Consider the following 16,826-nt stretch of genomic DNA (forward strand, 5'->3'; position numbering starts at 1 on the left):
GGTCAGATCTTCTTGACGACGCTGGACTTGAGCTGCATGGGGCCCACGCCGTCCACCTTGCAGTCGATGTCGTGGTCGCCGACACCGTTGACCAGGCGGATGCCGCGGACCTTGGTGCCGACTTTGATGACGGTGGAGCTTCCCTTGATTTTCAGGTCCTTGACCACGGTGACGGTGTCGCCGTCGGCGAGGACGTTGCCTACCGCGTCCTTGATGACGGCGGCCGCTGGGGCGTCGGCTTCTGCGTCAGTCTCCGCGGACGCGGACCATTCGTGCGCGCACTCCGGGCAGACCAGGAGTGCCCCCATTTCGTAGGTGTATTCGCTGGAGCATTCGGGGCACGGGGGCAGGGAGTCGTTCACCCGACCAAGTTTAGCCGCCGCTTGTGCCCGCCCGTGCTGGCGGCCTTCTTCTCGCCGCGGCCGGGCGCCTTAGAACGGGTTCAGCAGGCGGTCCACGAACTGCCGCGTGCGTTCCTCCCGCGGGTCCCGCAGCACGGTGTCGGGGTGGCCGCGTTCGACCACCACGCCGCCGTCCATGAAGATGACCTCGTCGGCCACCTGACGGGCGAACGCGAGCTCGTGGGTGACCACCACCATGGTCCAGCCTTCGTCGGCGAGTTCCTTGATGACGGCCAGGACCTCGCCCACGAGCTCGGGGTCCAGCGCAGAGGTGGGCTCGTCGAAGAGCAGCAGTTGCGGGCGCAGGGCGAGGGCTCGGACAATGCCGACGCGCTGCTGCTGGCCGCCGGAGAGCTCGAAGGGGTAGCTGTTTTCCTTGCCGGTCAGGCCGACCCGGGCCAACAGGTCCCTGGCCTCCTGGATCGCCTCCGCCTTGGGCCGCTTCTGCACCTGGACCGGGCCCTCGATCACGTTCTCCAGGACGGTCTTGTGCGGAAAGAGGTTGTAGTGCTGGAACACCATGGCGCTGCGGTCCCGCAAGGCGAGCACCTGCTTCTTCGCCACCGGTGTGGCAAAGTCCACGGTCAGTTGCCCCGCGAATTCGGCGACGCCGGCGTCGGGCACTTCGAGGCCGTTCAGGCAGCGCAGGACTGTCGTTTTTCCTGATCCGGACGGCCCGATCAACGTGACCACTTCGCCGCGCCGCACTTCAAGGTCGATGGATTTGAGCACTTCGTGCTGGCCGAACGCCTTGCGCAGGCCCGTGACGGTCAGGAGCGGCTCGTCCGGGACAGGAACATCGGAGGGTTGCGGTTCAGTGGGCGACATAGCGGTCCAATCTCTTCTCCAGGGCGGACTGTCCGCTGGCGAGAACGAGGCAGATGATCCAGTAGATCACGGCTGCTTCCAGATACAGCAGCATGAATTCCTGGCTGAAGGCTGCCACCTGCTGCGCCACGCGGAACAGTTCGGTGACGAGGATCAGCGACGCCAGCGAGGTGTCCTTGACCAGGCTGATGAAGGTGTTGGACAGTGGCGGAACCGAGACCCGGGCGGCCTGCGGCAGGATGATCCGCACGAGCGTCTGCCGGCGCGACATTCCGATGGTGTGGCCGGCCTCCCACTGGCCCTTCGGAACGGACAAGATGGCCGCCCGGATGACCTCCGCGGCATAGCCGCCGACGTTCAGGGAGAACGCGATAATGGCGCTGGGCCAGGGGCTGATGGTGATTCCCACGGAAGGCAGCCCGTAGAAAATGACGAACAGCTGGACCAGGAGCGGGGTTCCTCGGATGACGGAAATGTAGGTCCGCGCCACCGCGGAAACCAGGCGGTTGCGGCTCAGCCGCATGAGGGCCACCACCAGCGCCAGCAGGAGGCCCAGGCTGAACGATGCCAGCGCCAAGGGGATGGTGCCGAAGATCGCACCCGTCAGGAGGGGGCCCAGCGATGACCACACGAGTTCCCAGTTGATGCTCATGCCCGGACGCGGCGTTTCTCTGCGGCGTGCACAGCGCTACTTCGAGACGTCGGCGTCGAAGTACTTCTGGGAGATCTTCGTCAGGGTGCCGTCGGCCGCCAGCTCGCCGAGGGCCTTGTTGATGGCGTCGGCCAGGCTGGTCGATCCCTTGCGCAGGGCGAACGCGCTCAGCGACTTGTCAGTGGTCTCGGCAGCAATCTTGATGCCGGTGTCGTGGTCGGTCTTCTGGTAGTCCAGGTACGTCAGCTTGTCGTTGATGGTGGCATCGACGCGGCCCTGCTTGAGCAGTGTGATCGCCTGCGCCCAGCCCTCGACGGCCTCGACGTTCGCGCCGCTCTGCTGCGCCAGCTTGTACCAGTTGCTCGTCAGGGACTGCGCCGTGGTCTTGCCCTTGAGGTCCTCAAAGGAGTGGATGCTGTCGTTGTCCGACTTGGTGACAACGACGCCGGTGCTCACCGTGTAGGGGGTGGAGAAGTCATACTTCGCCTTGCGCTCATCGGTGATGGAAACCTGGTTCGCGACGACGTCGAACCGCTTGGCGTCGAGGCCGGCGAAGATGGCGTCGAACTGCGTCTCCTGGAAGGCCGGCTTGACGCCCAGCTTCCCGGCGACGGCGTTGATGATCTCGACGTCGTAGCCCGTCAGCTCACCGCTGCCGTTGGCGTGGAACGTGAACGGCTTGTAGGTGCCTTCCGTGCCGACCTTGAGCACGCCTGCGCTCTTCACATCGCTGAGGGAGGTGTCCGCACCCGCTGCCGGCGCTGAGCTGGCCGGGGTGGTGGACGCCGACCCGCAGCCTGCCAGGGCGAGCCCTGCGGCAGCAATGAGGCCGATAACGGAAAGTCGTGTGCGCTTCATGATGTTCCTTAGTCGTGGAGCCGGAAATGGCCTTCCAGCTAAGCCGCATGGCGGCTGTCTCCTAGCGACGATAGCAAGGTCCCGCTCAGGGTGGAGAGCCTAAATGACAGTTTATGACGTCCCGTCATGAGACGGTCTTGACGGATGCAACTCCTGAAGGCCAGCCCCAGTGCGGGGCACGAAAAAGGGAACCACCGCCTCGCGGTGATTCCCTTTCTGGTGGAGCTGAGGGGACTCGAACCCCTGACCCCCTGCATGCCATGCAGGTGCGCTACCAGCTGCGCCACAGCCCCTCATTTGCCCGGAAGTTTCGTCCTCCCTGAAGCAACCTGAATAGCCTAAACCACAAATCGCGTTCGCGCTAATCGGCGCGTTGACTCATGGGAAAGGTTCGTTGACTTCCAGGGTCTTGCCCGGATCCTGGCACAAAAAAATCCGCCGGAATCTTTCGATTCCGGCGGATTATCCGGTGGAGCTGAGGGGACTCGAACCCCTGACCCCCTGCATGCCATGCAGGTGCGCTACCAGCTGCGCCACAGCCCCGAATTTTCGCTGCTCCGAGCATGTCTGCTGACGTGCAAAGCTCCGGTTTTCTGTCCGGATCTCTCCGAAGCAACTCAAATATCTTAGACCAGCCCGTCGGAAAATTCCAAATCGGGCATATTCGGCTCTTTTTAGCGTCCGGACGTGGCCTGAGCGCGGGTGGCTACTCCGTGTCGGTGCCGGCGGTGGCCTTGGCGGAGGCGTCGTCGCCGAGCTGCAGATCGACGACGGGGCAGTCCTTCCACAGGCGCTCGAGGGCGTAGAACACGCGGTCTTCCTCGTGCTGAACGTGGATGACGACGTTGGAGTAGTCCAGCAGCACCCAGCGACCGCCGGAGCGGCCCTCGCGGCGGACGGGCTTCTGGTCAAACTTGGAGAGTTCGTCCTCGATGCCGTCCACGATTGCGTTGACCTGGCGTTCGCTCGGGGCCGAGGCAATCAGGAAGACGTCGGCCAGGGCCAGCCGTTCGCTGACGTCCAGAGCCACGATGTCCTCGGCAAGCTTCTCCGAGGCAGCGCGGGCTGCGTGGCGGGCGGTAGTGATGGATGAATCGGTTGCAGTCACGGGACTCCTTGTAGTGATGAAAAACTATGGTGATGAAAATGTGGGCGCCGGTGGCGGCCTGAGACCTAGTGGGCCAGCCCGGTGACGATCAGCGTGATGCCGGCGATGAGGGCAACAATCCCCACCGCCAGGACGCCGAGCTGGAGCATGCGCAGGCGGCGCGCCCGGCCGAGCCCGGCGGTGGCGGCATCCAGGGGTTCCAGCCCGTAGGCGGCATTCGCGGCCACGGGTTCCCCGCCCACGAATCGTTCGTCGGACTCCCCCGCGGAAATTGCTGCGCTTGCCGGCCGGGCTGTTCCGGCTTTGGCGGCTGCTTCCGCCCGGGCCAGGACGCCGGCTCTGCCAGCGGCAGAACCCATAGCAGGACCTGCGGCCTTCTGGCGGGAACTGCCCGGCCGCCGCAGGCCGGGCTTCCGTGGCGAGTCCACGCGCGGACCCGGGTTGGTGACAACCGGGACATACGACGTGGCAGGGCGCTTCATGACGGGCCGCTCCACGCCGGGAATCTTCTCAAATTCCAAGGGTGTAACCATGGCCAGGTTGTTGGCCGTGGTCGGATCGTTGCGAGGCGCCGGCGGCTGGCTGTTTTGTTCGGCAAGCTTCTGCTTGGCGGCGGCGCGGCGGTTCAGGATAGCGGCGCGCTCGGCGAGGGCGATCTGCTCGGCCAGGACGGCCGGATCAACGGCATCCGGATCCGTGGCCGCAATGTGTTCCATCTTGGCCACTTGGTTCTTGGCCTGCTCCGCGAGGAGCTCGCGGGCGGCCAGCGCCTGCTCCACGGTCATGCCCTCGGGCGTCGTGCCGCCCGGTCCGGCGCCATCGCCAGCGGGAGCCTTGGGCGCAGCGGGGGCCTTGGGCGCCGGGGCGGCTGACGCAGCCGGGGACGTGCCCTTCGGGGCAGCATCCTTCGGAGCAGCGCCCTTCGAGGCGGCGTCCGTGGGGGCGGTGTCCTTCCCGGCCGGGGAAACCACCGGAGTGGCCCGGGTCCGCGGCGACACCGGGACAATGGTGTTGGCCTGGGTGGCCGGGGCGGTTTCGGTCGCCAGCTCCAAAAGCCTCAGCTGGCGTCGCGTGGGCGGCCCGCCGCCGGCCAGCTGGCCTTCCTTTTCTGCGAGTTCCTTGATGGTGCGCAGTGCGGCGCGGTCCCGTGCCCGGACCTGTGAGGACCGCTCTGTGCCGGCAGGCACAGAGCCAGCGCGCACAGAGTCCACCGGGGCGTCGGCAACGCGACGGCTCCGGCCAGTGATTTCGGCCTCCGTCGGCTCGCCCGGGCCCGGTGTGTCCAGGCGTTCATCTCTGGCCTGCCGCAATTCGCGGCGGCTGCGGATGGGAGGCTGTTCCTGACTCATGGCAAACTCATTCAGTGCTGGCTGGTTGGGTTATCTCAAGGGCTGGATCGTGCTGTGCGGGGTCAGTTTCTGCCGCGCCGTTTCCGGCGTTGGCGGTCCCGGCGTGTCCGGCTTCAAGGCGGTCGGCGTCGGGGCTGGCGTGGTACAGGCCGTACTTGGCGATGTACTGGACCACCCCGTCCGGCACGAGGTACCAGACGGGGTTTCCTTCGGCCACCCTCGTGCGGCAATCCGTGGAGGAAATGGCCATGGCCGGGACCTCCAGGAGGCTGACGTCCTTGCGTCCCATGCCGTCCAGGACGTGGCCTGGCCGGGTGACGCCCACGAAGTGCGCGAGGGACCAGAGTTCATCGATGTCTTTCCAGGACAAAATCTGGGCCAGGGCGTCCGCGCCGGTGATGAAGAACAGGTCGGCGTCCGGACGCAGGGTCCGCAGGTCACGCAGGGTGTCGATCGTGTAGGTCGGTCCCGGACGGTCAACGTCCACCCGGCTCACGGTGAAGCGGGGATTCGAGGCCGTGGCGATGACCGTCATGAGATACCGGTGCTCGGCTTCGCTGACCTTCTTGGCCATCTTCTGCCACGGCTGGCCGGTGGGCACGAACACGACTTCGTCGAGGTCGAACTTGGCCGCGACCTCACTGGCCGCGACAAGGTGTCCGTGGTGGATGGGGTCGAACGTGCCGCCCATCACACCCAGACGCAGGCGGCGCTGGGCGCCGCGCTGCTTCGTGGGGGCGGAAATATTAGTGACCTTGGCCGTGATCGTGCTTGTTCGGGTGCTGGCGGTGCGGGTCCGCGTGCTCCTCGACGGCCACGTGGCGCCGGCCCAGGTTGGAGTAGGACAGCGTGATCAGCAGCAGGACCACCAGGATCGCGAACATGGTGGCGCCAATGACAAACGGCGGTGCAATGAGCGGTGCGAGTTCCTCGTGGCCCGATTCGCCGGCGGCGGCGACGAAAGTGGCGATCTGCTGCGACAGCATGTTCTCCCCTAGTGAGTTCAAAATTTGACGACGGCGGAGGTGTCCGCCGTTCCGGTCTTCCGTTCCATGTTACAGCGTTGCTAGCCCCGGATCTGGCCCTCGCCCTGCACGATCCACTTGGTCGTGGTCAGCTCGGTCAGCCCCATGGGGCCGCGGGCATGGAGTTTTTGGGTGGAAATCCCCACTTCGGCGCCGAGGCCGAGCTCGCCGCCGTCGGTGAAGCGGGTGGAGGCGTTCACGATCACGGCGGCCGAATCGACATCGGCGATGAAGCGCTCGGCGTTGGCGAGGTCGTTGGTCAGGATCGCTTCTGTGTGGCCGGTGGACCACTTGCGGATGTGCCTGACGGCCTCGTCCAAGCTGTCCACCATGGCCACCGCCAGGTCCAGGTTCATGTATTCGGTGGCCCAGTCATCCTCCGTGGCCGGCACGGTCTGGACCGAGGCCGGCAGGGCGGCGCGGATGCGCTGGTCCACGTGCAGGGTGACCCCGGCAGCCCGCAACGCGGCGGCGACCGCGGGAAGAACGGTGGACTTGGAGTGCACCAGGAGCGTTTCGACGGTGTTGCAGACGCTGGGCCGCTGGGTCTTGGCGTTGAGGAGGATGTCCACGGCCATTTCCTCGCTGGCGGAAGCGTCCAGGAAGATATGGACGTTGCCTTCACCGGTCTCGATGACCGGTACGGAGGAGTTCGTCACAACGGCCTGAATGAGCTCGCGGCCGCCGCGGGGAATGAGCACGTCCACCCGGCCACGCGCCCGCATGAGCGCGTTGGCGCCGTCGCGGCCGTACTGGTCCACGGTCTGGACGGCGTCGGCGGGCAGGCCCACCGATTCCAGCGCATCCCGGAGGATGGTGATCAGGGCGGCGTTGGTGGCAGCGGCGGCGGATCCGCCGCGCAGGATGACGGCGTTGCCGCTCTTGAGGGCCAGCCCGGCGATGTCGACCGTGACGTTCGGGCGGGCCTCATAGATCGCGGCCACCACGCCCATAGGTACGTTGATCTGGCGCAGGCGCAGCCCGTTGGGGAGGGTCTGGCCCCGCACGACGTTTCCTACGGGATCGGGCAGGGTGGCGAGGTTTTCGAGTGCGGCGGCGAGGGCCGTGATGCGTGAGTCGGTAAGCGTCAGGCGGTCCAGCAGGGCGGCGCTGGTGCCGGCGGCCCGGCCGGCCGCGACGTCCTTGGCGTTGGCGGCCAGGATCTGGTGCTTGTGTTCCACCAGCGCCTTGCCGATGGCGCGCAGGCCCCGGTCCTTCCAGGCCCGGTTGGCACGCGCCATCTTGTGGGCAGCGTTGCGCGAGCGGTCTGCGATCGCGTGGACGGCCGCTTCGGTCCCTGTTGCGGTGCCAGGGGCGGGTGCCGGATCCGGGGCCGCGGCGAACCCTTGGGCGGGCGCGGCGTTACCGGCGGGAACGGTGCCGGCAGGCACATCAGTCACGGCAGCGGAAGTCAGGGCCTCAGTCATGCTTCCAGTTTAGGCGTCGGGGGAACCTAGACCAGCACCAGGTCGTCAACATGAACAACTTCGCGGTCATATCCGCGGCCCAGTGCCTTGCCGAGCTCATGGGTGGACCGGCCCAGCATTTGGGGCAGCTCGGCGGCCGAATAGTTGACCAGCCCGCGGGCAATCACAGTGTTGTCCACTGACACCATCTCCACGGCGTCACCGGCCTCGAAGTCGCCCTTGACCGCTGCGATTCCGGCCGGCAGGAGCGAGGTGCGGCGGTCGCGGACGGCCTTGACCGCGCCGTCGTCGAGCACCAGGGTGCCGCGCACGGATGCCAGGTGGGCCAGCCACAGGAGCCGGATCGGCTTGCGCGCGCCGTTGACGGAGAACCACGTGCCCACGTCCTCGCCGGCCAGCGCAGCGGCCGCATTGGCCGTGGATGTTACGAGGGCGTGGATGCCCGAACCGGCGGCGATGCTCGCGGCTTCGACCTTGGTGACCATGCCGCCCGTGCCCACGCCGGCCTTGCCGGTGCTGCCGATCGAGACGCCGTCGAGGTCGTGGGGGCCGGAGACGTGCGGAATCCGCTTGGCGCCGTGCGACGGCGGGCCGTCGTACAGGGAGTCGACGTCGGAGAGCAGCACGAGCGCGTCGGCGCGGACCAGGTGCGCCACCAGGGCCGCGAGGCGGTCGTTGTCGCCAAAGCGGATCTCGTGCGTGGCTACGGTGTCGTTTTCGTTGACCACCGGGACAACGCCGAGGTTCAGCAGCCGGTCCAGCGCGCGGAACGCGTTGGTGTGCTGGCTGCGGCGCATAAAGTCGTCCGCGGTCAGCAGCACCTGGCTGACGGTGACCCCGTGCGCGCCGAAGGCGTGGGTGTAGCGGGCCATCAGCAGGCCCTGGCCTACGCTGGCCGCGGCCTGCTGGGTGGCGAGGTCGCGGGGGCGCTTCTCGAGGCCGAGCGGGGCGAGGCCGGCGGCGATCGCGCCGGAGGACACGAGGATGATCTCCGCGCCCGCGTTGCGCTTGTGCGCCAGGGCGTCGGCGAGCCCGGTCAGGGCCTCTTCGGAGATCCCGCCCTTGATGGAGGTCAGCGAGGACGAGCCGACCTTGACGACAATCCGGCGCGCCCCGGACAGCACAGTGCGGTCCGGGGCGTCGATGGTCTGGGCCTTGAGCGGCTGGGACCGGTGCTCGACGACGGTCTTACTCGTCATCGGCTTCGCCCAGTCCACTCTCCTTGAGCGGCTGCCGCGCGCGGCGGCCGCTGACGGATTCGGTCCAGATGCCGGCCTTGCGTTCGGCTTCGAGCTCGGCGCGGGCGGCGGCCTTGGCGTCGCGGCGTTCCTGCTGTTCGTCGCGCTTCTGGCCACGCGTCGGGCGGTCGCCGATGTCGGCGAAGCGCACGTCGGTGCCGCGGGGCGAGGCGAGCAGCTCGGCACCGGCCATCATGGTCGGCTCCCAGTCGAAGACGACGCCGTCGTCCTCGCCGATGACCACCATGTCGCCCGGCTTGGCGCCCTGCTTGAACAGTTCATTTTCAACGCCAAGCTTGGCCAGGCGGTCGGCGAGGTAGCCGATCGCTTCCTCGTTGGTGAAGTCGGTCTGCTTGACCCAGCGCACGGGCTTGTCCCCCAGGACGCGGAAGAGCGGCTCGAGGTTCTTTTCCTCGCGGCGGATCGTGAAGCCGGTCTCGTTGACGGCGCGGGGGCGCAGCACCGGGGCGTGCACCTTCGGCGGGGTCGCGGCGACGGCGTCGCGGGCGGCCTTGACGATTTCGGCCATGGCGAAGCCGAGCTGGCGGAGGCCTTCGTGGCTCGTCGCCGAGATTTCGAAGACCTTGTAGCCCCGGGATTCGAGCTCCGGGCGGACGAACTCGGCCATGTCCTTGCCGTCCGGCAGGTCGACCTTGTTCAGGGCCACGAGGCGGGGGCGGTGGTTCAGTGGAACGACTTCGCCGTCGGACCCGCTGTAGCTCATGTCCACGGCGTACTTCTCCAGCTCGGCCTCGATGATGGCGAGGTCGGAGAGTGGATCGCGGTCCGATTCGAGCGTGCCGCAGTCCAGCACGTGCACCAGGGCGGCGCACCGCTCGACGTGGCGCAGGAAGTGGTGGCCGAGGCCCTTGCCCTCGCTGGCGCCCTCGATCAGGCCGGGGACGTCGGCAATGGTGAAGCGGACCTCGCCGGCCTGGACGACGCCCAGGTTGGGGATGAGGGTGGTGAAGGGATAGTCCGCGATCTTGGGCCGGGCGGCGGACATGGCGGCGATCAGGCTGGACTTGCCGGCGGAGGGGAAGCCGACGAGGGCGATGTCGGCGATGGACTTCAATTCCAGGACAACGTCGCTGGATTCGCCTTCGATGCCGAGCAGCGCGAAGCCGGGCGCGCGGCGCTTCTGGGAGGACAGGGAGGCGTTGCCGAGGCCGCCAATGCCGCCGGCGGCGGCGATGTATTCGTCGCCTTCGGCCACGAGGTCGGCGATGACTTCGCCGGACTTGGACTTCACCACGGTGCCCACCGGGACCGGAAGGATCAGGGTTTCGCCGTTCTTGCCGCCGCGCCAGTCGCCCATGCCGGGGCCGCCGTTGGTGGCGTGCCGGTGGGGCGCGTGGTGGTAGTCGAGCAGGGTGGTGGTCTGGGGGTCCACGCGCAGGATGACGTCGCCGCCGTTGCCGCCGTTGCCGCCGTCGGGACCGCCGAGGGGCTTGAACTTCTCGCGGTGGACGGAGACACAGCCGTGGCCGCCGGTACCGCCGGATACGTGCAGTACTACCCGGTCTACAAAGCTCGCCACGTGGATCTCCTCAGTGCTGTTCCCCGGACCCCCAAAGAGGCCCAAGATGATTGTAATGCGGTTAAAACACCGGTGGAGCGGACCTAATGGCCCGCCCCACCGATTTAGAACTTATTGTTACTCTGCAGCTGCAGCAGCCACGATGTTCACAACGCGGCGACCACGGCGGGTGCCGAACTCGACAGCACCGGGGGTCAGGGCGAACAGGGTGTCGTCCCCGCCGCGGCCTACGCCGGCGCCCGGGTGGAAGTGGGTGCCGCGCTGGCGGACGATGATCTCGCCTGCGGAAACTACCTGGCCACCGAAGCGCTTGACGCCGAGGTACTGGGCGTTGGAGTCACGACCGTTGCGAGTGGAACTCGCGCCTTTTTTATGTGCCATTTGAAATGCCTGCCTTCAAAAATTCTGGGGAATCTGCTGGAACCTGAACAGTAACGAAGAGTTACTTGATACCGGTGATCTTGACCTTGGTCAGTTCCTGACGGTGGCCCTGACGCTTCTTGTAACCGGTCTTGTTCTTGAACTTCTGGATGACGATCTTCGGACCACGGAGGTCTTCGAGGATCTCAGCCGTAACCGTTACCTTGGCCAGGTCCGCAGCAGCAGACGTGACTTTGTCACCGTCCACCAGGAGCAGTGCGGGCAACTCAAAGGTGCTGCCGGCTCCACCGGGGACGCGGTTCAGGGTAACGAAGTCTCCAACGGAAACCTTCTCTTGGCGGCCGCCTGCGCGGACAATCGCGTACACCACTGGGGAACTCACTTCTCTCGACGTTTATTACTAGATTTGCGTGCGGAACCAGGGGCCAAATTGTTTGGACCGGCTCACGCTGTGCCTCAACGCCGGTGGATTCCCCGGGGGAACCCATGAGCTATCCCCGGAACAAATCCATTTGGAATTCCAAGCGGACTGTTCTCAGGGTCATAACCCAAGTGTTGGCGTAAGCACCGAAGATCTAGAATACGCTAATTTTGCCTTCGGCCGCAAATGAGGCTGGTTCCGGCGGGTAGTCCGTGATAGGCGCCACAACCTCCTGAGGCAAGACCCTGTCAATGTTCTTGACCGGGATCTTGACCATCCTGAGCTGTGTTGCCGCAACGACTTCCGGAACCGTGCCCCACCATCGTACCGGTAGTCCGGGCCAGCTCGTGTCAGGCGTATAGCCGCGGCGCGTCGAAGAAGTCCACTTCGTAGCGCGATGACTGCCGGAAAGCCAGGGCCATGGCCTCCCGTTCGCTCTCCGATGCCCGCCTGGCCGCCGTGTCCGTGTACGCGATGGCCTGCCGGGTCGCGGCAGCGAAGTCCTCATCGGCGTAGGTCCGCAGCCAGTCGGCGTAGGGGTGCTCCCCGGGGGCGCCGCCGGCCAGGAATTCCCGGTGCAGCGTGGAACCGACCTCGGCGTAGAGCCAGAAGCACGGCAGTGCCGCCGCCACCAGGACCCCGTAGCTGCCGGACACCGAGGCGGCCAGCAGGTGGTCCACATACGATTTCGTGACCGGGCCCAGGGTGGAGTCCGTGGGGCGGGTGCTGAGCCAGGAACGGTGCAGCTCGGATTCGACTTCCAGGCAGGTCTGCGCCGAACGGGCCCAGAACAGCTGCTCGGCCTCGGTGGGGGCAATCGCGGCGGCCCGGGCCAGGACCCGGGAGTAGCCGTTGAGGTAGATGGCGTCCTGGGCGAGGTAGTACGCGAACTCGTGCTCGGGCAAGGACCCGTCGGCCAGTCCGCGGACGAAGTCCAGGGCGTAGATGGCTTCAAGATCGCCCGTGGCTCCTGCGCGCAGGGCTGCGGCGAACTCCCCCGCTGCCGGACCGTGGCCGGCCGGGCGGCACTGTCCGTCGGTGAGTTGCTGCCCGTCCTGGAGTTGCTGCAGGTGGTGGAAGTGGTGGACCGGGCCGTTGCCGGTGCCGACGTCCAGGACCGAGGCTTTGCGGAGCGCGCCCAGCAGCCACGGCTTGACTTCCCGCAGCGCCGCTTCCCAGTCCCCCACCCGGGCCTGCACGGTGGCCATGGCCGAGGACAGCGAGCAGCCGGTGCCGTGGCTGTTGCGCGTGGCGATCCTCTCCCCCGGTACGACCACTGTTTCCTGGCCGAGCAGGCCACCGGTGTTGACCAGCGCATCCGGGCAGCCGGCGGCGTCGTCGTCGGCGGCGTCGGGCTGTCCGCCCTGGAGGTGGCCGCCCTTAACCAGGACGGTGGTGCCGGTCAGGGCGGCCAGCCGCTTGCCCTGCGCCAAGGCCTCGGCCCAGTCAGCCGCGACGGGTTCCTTGAGCAGGATGGCGAGTTCGGCGAGGTTGGGCGTGATGAGGTCCGCCAGCGGCAGGAGGGCCTGCAGGGCGGCCTCGGCCGATTCCTGCAGGAGCCGGTCCCCGCTGGTGGCGACCATCACCGGGTCCAGGACGACCACGGCGGGGCGCACCTTTTCCAGCCAGCCGCGGACGGCGTCGATCACGGCGGCGTCACCGAGCATGCCGATCTTGACCGCGTCGATGCCGATGTCGTCACTGATGGCGTCCAGCTGCGCCGTGAGGAACGCTGCCGGGGGGACGTGGACGGCGCGCACGCCCTGGGTGTTCTGCGCTGTCAGGGCGGTGATGGCGGCCATGCCGTAGCCGCCGTTCGCCGCGATGCTCTTCAGGTCGGCCTGGATTCCGGCCCCGCCGGAGGGATCGGAGCCGGCGATGGCCAGCACGCGGGGAATGCGCGGCGGCGCCGGCAGAGACTCGCTGTGCAGAAAATTGGCCGGCAGAAACTCGCTGGGCAGGAACTCGGACGGATTCGATCTCGCGGACAAGGCAGACATCCCTTCGCCGGTGCTAACCGGACAGGTTCAACGGGTCTGGATCTCAGCCGGCCCGATGCCCGGCACCCCGTGTCAGTGTTCCAGCCTAGCCGCTGCCACCCTGTGGCCCCGTTAACGCACGGGCGGGCCCGGGCCTGGACGGACGTATGTTACGTCTGCCCTGACCCGGACCCGCAGCCCGACCAGTCGAAATAGTGACCGGTCGGGGATGTGGTCAGTCGCGGAGGACTACAGCTCCGACGCCGGCACGCCGACGCCGAGGATGATCGGCTCGTTGCCGGCCGGGACGGACGCAGGCCTGGCCGCAGCGGGAGCCTTGGCCTCGTGAACCGATCCGGCCGCGGCCGGCCGGGTTGCCTCGCGGTGTTCCACGGAGGTTTCGTTGGCTGCGCCCTGGGCGCGGCTGGCACTCCGGTTGCGGCGCCCGCGGCGGCCGCGCGTGGTGTCGGCTGTGCGTGACGCCGGCGCCTCCGCCGCGCGGACGGCCGACGGCGCCTCGGGCGCCGTGGCTTCCGGGGCGGCAACAGCCGCTGCCTGGCCGGCGGCCTGGTCCTGCTTGCCGGCCTCGGCCTCGCCCAGGTTGGCGAAGGCCTCGGTCAGCAGGTCCAGGGTCAGGGCTGGTGACGGCGCGTCCTCGGCGTGCTCGACGAAGGGCAGGGCCACCTGCTCGCCGCCAAACGTCAGCACCGTTGCGGGGCGGCCGGCTGCCTCGTCGGCGGCTGCGAGCTGTGTGACGGCGTCGACGGCGGCCTGGCGGGCCCCGGCGTCGCTGGCTGCGGCTGCCTCCCCGTCGTGCAGGTGCGCGGCGTGCGCCGCGGCAGCGATGTTGGCCAGCGCGGCACGGGTGGCTTCGGCCTTGGCGTGGCGTTCGGCCTCGGTGGGCTCGGCGTGGACGGGTGCGGGTGCGGCCGGCGCGGTCTCCGCGCCCTGGCCTCCCCTGCCGCGGCGACGGCTCTTGCGTTCCGTGCGGGCAGCAGGCTGCGCTTCGGTGCGCGGCACGTAGTGCTCCGCGGCGACCGTGTTGGCGCGGCGGTGTTCCACCGGCTCGTCGTGGGTGACGATGCCGCGGCCCGCACACGTTTCGCATTGCTCGCCGAAGACTTCCAGCAGCCCGGTGCCCATCCGCTTGCGGGTCATCTGCACGAGGCCCAGCGAGGTCACCTCGGCCACCTGGTGCTTGGTCCGGTCCCGGCCCAGGCACTCCACCATGCGGCGCAGCACGAGGTCGCGGTTGGATTCGAGCACCATGTCGATGAAGTCGATCACGATGATGCCGCCGATATCGCGCAGGCGCAGCTGCCGGACGACTTCTTCGGCCGCTTCCAGGTTGTTTTTGGTGACCGTTTCCTCGAGGTTGCCGCCGGAGCCGGTGAACTTGCCGGTGTTGACATCCACCACGGTCATGGCTTCGGTGCGGTCGATTACGAGCGAACCGCCAGAGGGCAGGAAGACCTTCCGGTCCAGGGCCTTGTGGATCTGCTCATCGATGCGCCAAGCCGCGAAGATGTCCGTGTCCTTGGTCCACTTCTCGAGCCGGCCTACGAGGTCCGGTGCGACGTAGGTGACGTAGGCCTCGATGGTGTCCCAGGCTTCCTCGCCGGAGACGATCAGTTTGGAGAAGTCCTCGTTGAAGACGTCCCGGACCACCTTGATGGTCAGGTCAGGTTCGCCGTAGAGCAGCTCGGGGGCGAGGATCTTGGTGGACGTCGACTGGCTCTCGATGCCTTCCCACTGCGCGCGGAGGCGGTTGATGTCGTGGGTCAGCTCTTCCTCGGACGCACCCTCGGCGGCGGTGCGGACAATGACGCCCGCGTCCTCGGGCAGGCGGTCCTTGAGGATCCGCTTGAGGCGGTTGCGTTCGACGTCGGGCAGCTTGCGGGAGATGCCGGTCATGGAACCGCCGGGCACGTACACGAGGTACCGGCCGGGCAGCGAAATCTGGCTGGTGAGGCGGGCGCCCTTGTGGCCGACCGGGTCCTTGGTGACCTGGACGAGCACGGAGTCGCCGGACTTCAGCGCGTTCTCGATCCGGCGCTGCTTGCCCTCGAGGTTGACGGACTCCCAGTTCACTTCACCGGCGTAGAGCACGGCGTTGCGGCCGCGGCCGATGTCCACGAAAGCGGCTTCCATGGAGGGCAGCACGTTCTGGACCTTGCCCAGGTACACGTTGCCGATCAGGGAATCCTGCTGGGTCTTAGACACGAAGTGCTCGGCGAGGACGCCGTCTTCGAGGACACCGATCTGGATTCTGTCGTCGCGCTGGCGGACGATCATCTGGCGGTCCACGGACTCGCGGCGGGCCAGGAACTCGGCCTCGGTGATGACGGTGCGGCGGCGGCCCGTGTCGCGGGATTCGCGGCGGCGCTGCTTCTTGGCTTCCAGGCGGGTGGAGCCCTTGACGGACGTGACGCGGTTGTTGACCGGCGCCTCGGCCATCGCCCGCGGCGCACGGACGCGGGTCACCGTGTTGGGCGGATCGTCGCCTTCCCCGCCGGTCAGCTCCAGGTCCTGGTCACCGCGACGACGACGGCGGCGGCGGCGGGAGGTCACACCGTCTTCGAGGATCACCTCTGAGCCTTCATCGCCCTCTTCTTCGGTGCCTTCGGTCTCGGTATCGGACTCGGCAGACGTGCGGGTGCGGCCGCGCCGGCCGCGGCTGCGGCGCCGACGGCGGTTGCCGGCGTCCTCGTCCTCGTCGCCTTCTTCGTCCTCGGGCTCAGCTGCTGCCGCGGCAACGGGGGCCTGACGCACCACGGTGCTCAGGTCCGGGGCCTGGAAGATCACGGAAGTGAGGGCACCCGGTTCCATGAACAGCGACGCGGCCGGGCTTTCCTCGGGACGGGCTTCCGGCTCTTCGGGCTGGGCTGCGGCGGGCTGGGCTGCGGCGGCGTCCGCAGCGGGTGCTTCCGTAGCGGGCGCTTCTTCGGCCGGGAGTACTGCCGCGGGTGCTTCTTCGGCCTTCGGGGCGGCCTTGGCACGGCTGGCGCGGCGCCGGACCGGCTTCTCTGCAACCGTCTCTGCAACCGTTTCGGCGGCGGCAGCTGCGTCAGTGCCACCTGCTGCTGCGGGGGCCTCAGCCACGGCAGGTGCGGCCGCTTCGGCGTCGCCGGCGAAGGCAGGCAACGGTTCCGGGGCGGTTACAGCTTTCCGGGTCCGGGTGCGCCGCGCGGGCGCCTTGGCCGCAGTGTCAGGTGCGGCAGTGTCAGATACGGCAGCTTCTGGTGCGGCTGCTTCGGGTGCGGCGGCCTCGACGCTGGCTGCCTTGCGGCGGCCCCGGACGGGCTCATCTGAGCCGGCCGCGTCGGCCAGGGCGGCGGCTTCGGCCACAGCCTCCGCAGCCTCCGCGGCGTTGACCTTGGCGACGGGCGCCTTCCGGCGCGTCCGGACGGCCCTCTTCGGCGCTGCCGGAGCCTCTGCTTCCGCAGTTCCCTGCGCTTCCCCGGCGACTGCTACTTCTTCGTTTCCGGCTACAACCTGGTCATTATCCATATGTGGCGACACTCCTGCCCCTGATGCGCCGCCACATTCGGCGCCCCTTGGGGCAAATATGCGTCAACACCCGCAGGCATTGACAGAAGTCAATTGGATACCCTCAGGT

The 16,826-nt window shown here is 67.7% G+C and carries 15 protein-coding genes, 2 tRNA genes and 1 riboswitch; all 17 genes read right to left on the reverse strand.

Annotation, left to right across the window (positions count from 1 at the left end; all coding sequences use genetic code 11):
- Positions 1 to 2: 2 nt before the first annotated feature.
- Positions 3 to 362 carry a zinc ribbon domain-containing protein YjdM gene (locus C566_RS0105495; RefSeq protein WP_018773342.1) on the reverse strand — a complete coding sequence of 120 codons (360 nt, stop codon included), beginning with the start codon at positions 360 to 362 and terminating at the stop codon, positions 3 to 5.
- A gap of 69 nt (positions 363 to 431) precedes the next feature.
- The gene (locus C566_RS0105500; protein ID WP_018773343.1) at positions 432 to 1,229 is read right to left on the reverse strand and encodes an amino acid ABC transporter ATP-binding protein; all 798 of its coding nucleotides are present in this window, start codon (positions 1,227 to 1,229) and stop codon (positions 432 to 434) included.
- Positions 1,216 to 1,881 (reverse strand): amino acid ABC transporter permease, encoded by a 666-nt coding sequence (locus C566_RS0105505; protein ID WP_018773344.1) that lies wholly within the window; start codon positions 1,879 to 1,881, stop codon positions 1,216 to 1,218. The genes C566_RS0105500 and C566_RS0105505 overlap by 14 nt, the downstream gene beginning before the upstream one ends.
- Positions 1,882 to 1,917: 36 nt before the next feature.
- Positions 1,918 to 2,739, reverse strand: coding sequence for an amino acid ABC transporter substrate-binding protein (locus C566_RS0105510; protein WP_018773345.1), 822 nt, complete (start codon positions 2,737 to 2,739; stop codon positions 1,918 to 1,920).
- Positions 2,740 to 2,956: 217 nt separating this feature from the next.
- A tRNA-Ala gene (locus tag C566_RS0105515) sits at positions 2,957 to 3,032 on the reverse strand.
- 177 nt (positions 3,033 to 3,209) lie between these two features.
- Positions 3,210 to 3,282, reverse strand: a tRNA-Ala gene (locus C566_RS0105520).
- Positions 3,283 to 3,445: 163 nt separating this feature from the next.
- Complete coding sequence (rsfS, locus tag C566_RS0105525) at positions 3,446 to 3,847, reverse strand: ribosome silencing factor (protein ID WP_018773346.1); 402 nt, start codon at positions 3,845 to 3,847, stop codon at positions 3,446 to 3,448.
- A gap of 65 nt (positions 3,848 to 3,912) precedes the next feature.
- Positions 3,913 to 5,196, reverse strand: coding sequence for a hypothetical protein (locus C566_RS0105530; protein WP_018773347.1), 1,284 nt, complete (start codon positions 5,194 to 5,196; stop codon positions 3,913 to 3,915).
- A gap of 7 nt (positions 5,197 to 5,203) precedes the next feature.
- Positions 5,204 to 5,887, reverse strand: a complete 684-nt coding sequence (gene nadD, locus C566_RS20935) for a nicotinate-nucleotide adenylyltransferase (protein WP_231386255.1) — start codon at positions 5,885 to 5,887, stop codon at positions 5,204 to 5,206.
- Positions 5,888 to 5,942: 55 nt separating this feature from the next.
- On the reverse strand, positions 5,943 to 6,182 hold the full coding sequence (locus C566_RS0105540; protein ID WP_018773349.1) for a hypothetical protein: 240 nt from the start codon (positions 6,180 to 6,182) through the stop codon (positions 5,943 to 5,945).
- 80 nt (positions 6,183 to 6,262) lie between these two features.
- Complete coding sequence (locus C566_RS0105545) at positions 6,263 to 7,648, reverse strand: glutamate-5-semialdehyde dehydrogenase (protein WP_018773350.1); 1,386 nt, start codon at positions 7,646 to 7,648, stop codon at positions 6,263 to 6,265.
- 26 nt (positions 7,649 to 7,674) lie between these two features.
- Complete coding sequence (proB, locus tag C566_RS0105550) at positions 7,675 to 8,847, reverse strand: glutamate 5-kinase (RefSeq protein ID WP_026266412.1); 1,173 nt, start codon at positions 8,845 to 8,847, stop codon at positions 7,675 to 7,677.
- Positions 8,837 to 10,426, reverse strand: a complete 1,590-nt coding sequence (gene obgE, locus C566_RS0105555; protein WP_018773352.1) for a GTPase ObgE — start codon at positions 10,424 to 10,426, stop codon at positions 8,837 to 8,839. Before obgE ends, proB begins: the two co-directional genes overlap by 11 nt.
- A gap of 117 nt (positions 10,427 to 10,543) precedes the next feature.
- Positions 10,544 to 10,807: a 50S ribosomal protein L27 gene (rpmA, locus tag C566_RS0105560; protein WP_009372867.1), complete on the reverse strand. Its 264-nt coding sequence runs from the start codon at positions 10,805 to 10,807 to the stop codon at positions 10,544 to 10,546.
- Between the two features lie 61 nt (positions 10,808 to 10,868).
- Positions 10,869 to 11,177 (reverse strand): 50S ribosomal protein L21, encoded by a 309-nt coding sequence (gene rplU, locus C566_RS0105565; RefSeq protein ID WP_018773353.1) that lies wholly within the window; start codon positions 11,175 to 11,177, stop codon positions 10,869 to 10,871.
- A gap of 401 nt (positions 11,178 to 11,578) precedes the next feature.
- Entirely contained in the window at positions 11,579 to 13,174 is a 1,596-nt protein-coding gene (locus tag C566_RS0105575) for a bifunctional hydroxymethylpyrimidine kinase/phosphomethylpyrimidine kinase (protein ID WP_043466187.1), read from the reverse strand.
- A 36-nt stretch (positions 13,175 to 13,210) separates the two neighbouring features.
- Positions 13,211 to 13,308, reverse strand: a riboswitch (TPP riboswitch).
- Positions 13,309 to 13,456: 148 nt separating this feature from the next.
- Complete coding sequence (locus C566_RS0105580) at positions 13,457 to 16,717, reverse strand: Rne/Rng family ribonuclease (RefSeq protein ID WP_018773356.1); 3,261 nt, start codon at positions 16,715 to 16,717, stop codon at positions 13,457 to 13,459.
- Positions 16,718 to 16,826 lie beyond the last annotated feature (109 nt).

This window comes from Arthrobacter sp. 131MFCol6.1 (genome assembly GCF_000374925.1).
In the GTDB taxonomy this organism is placed as follows: domain Bacteria; phylum Actinomycetota; class Actinomycetes; order Actinomycetales; family Micrococcaceae; genus Arthrobacter.

Coding starts and splice junctions, on each gene's coding strand:
- C566_RS0105500 (WP_018773343.1), bottom strand. CDS start 1,229: ATGTCGCCCACTGAACCGCAACCCTCCGATGTTCCTGTCCCGGACGAG.
- C566_RS0105580 (WP_018773356.1), bottom strand. CDS start 16,717: ATGGATAATGACCAGGTTGTAGCCGGAAACGAAGAAGTAGCAGTCGCC.
- C566_RS0105505 (WP_018773344.1), bottom strand. CDS start 1,881: ATGAGCATCAACTGGGAACTCGTGTGGTCATCGCTGGGCCCCCTCCTG.
- C566_RS0105545 (WP_018773350.1), bottom strand. CDS start 7,648: ATGACTGAGGCCCTGACTTCCGCTGCCGTGACTGATGTGCCTGCCGGC.
- C566_RS0105530 (WP_018773347.1), bottom strand. CDS start 5,196: ATGAGTCAGGAACAGCCTCCCATCCGCAGCCGCCGCGAATTGCGGCAG.
- C566_RS0105510 (WP_018773345.1), bottom strand. CDS start 2,739: ATGAAGCGCACACGACTTTCCGTTATCGGCCTCATTGCTGCCGCAGGG.
- nadD (WP_231386255.1), bottom strand. CDS start 5,887: ATGGGCGGCACGTTCGACCCCATCCACCACGGACACCTTGTCGCGGCC.
- rpmA (WP_009372867.1), bottom strand. CDS start 10,807: ATGGCACATAAAAAAGGCGCGAGTTCCACTCGCAACGGTCGTGACTCC.
- proB (WP_026266412.1), bottom strand. CDS start 8,847: ATGACGAGTAAGACCGTCGTCGAGCACCGGTCCCAGCCGCTCAAGGCC.
- C566_RS0105540 (WP_018773349.1), bottom strand. CDS start 6,182: ATGCTGTCGCAGCAGATCGCCACTTTCGTCGCCGCCGCCGGCGAATCG.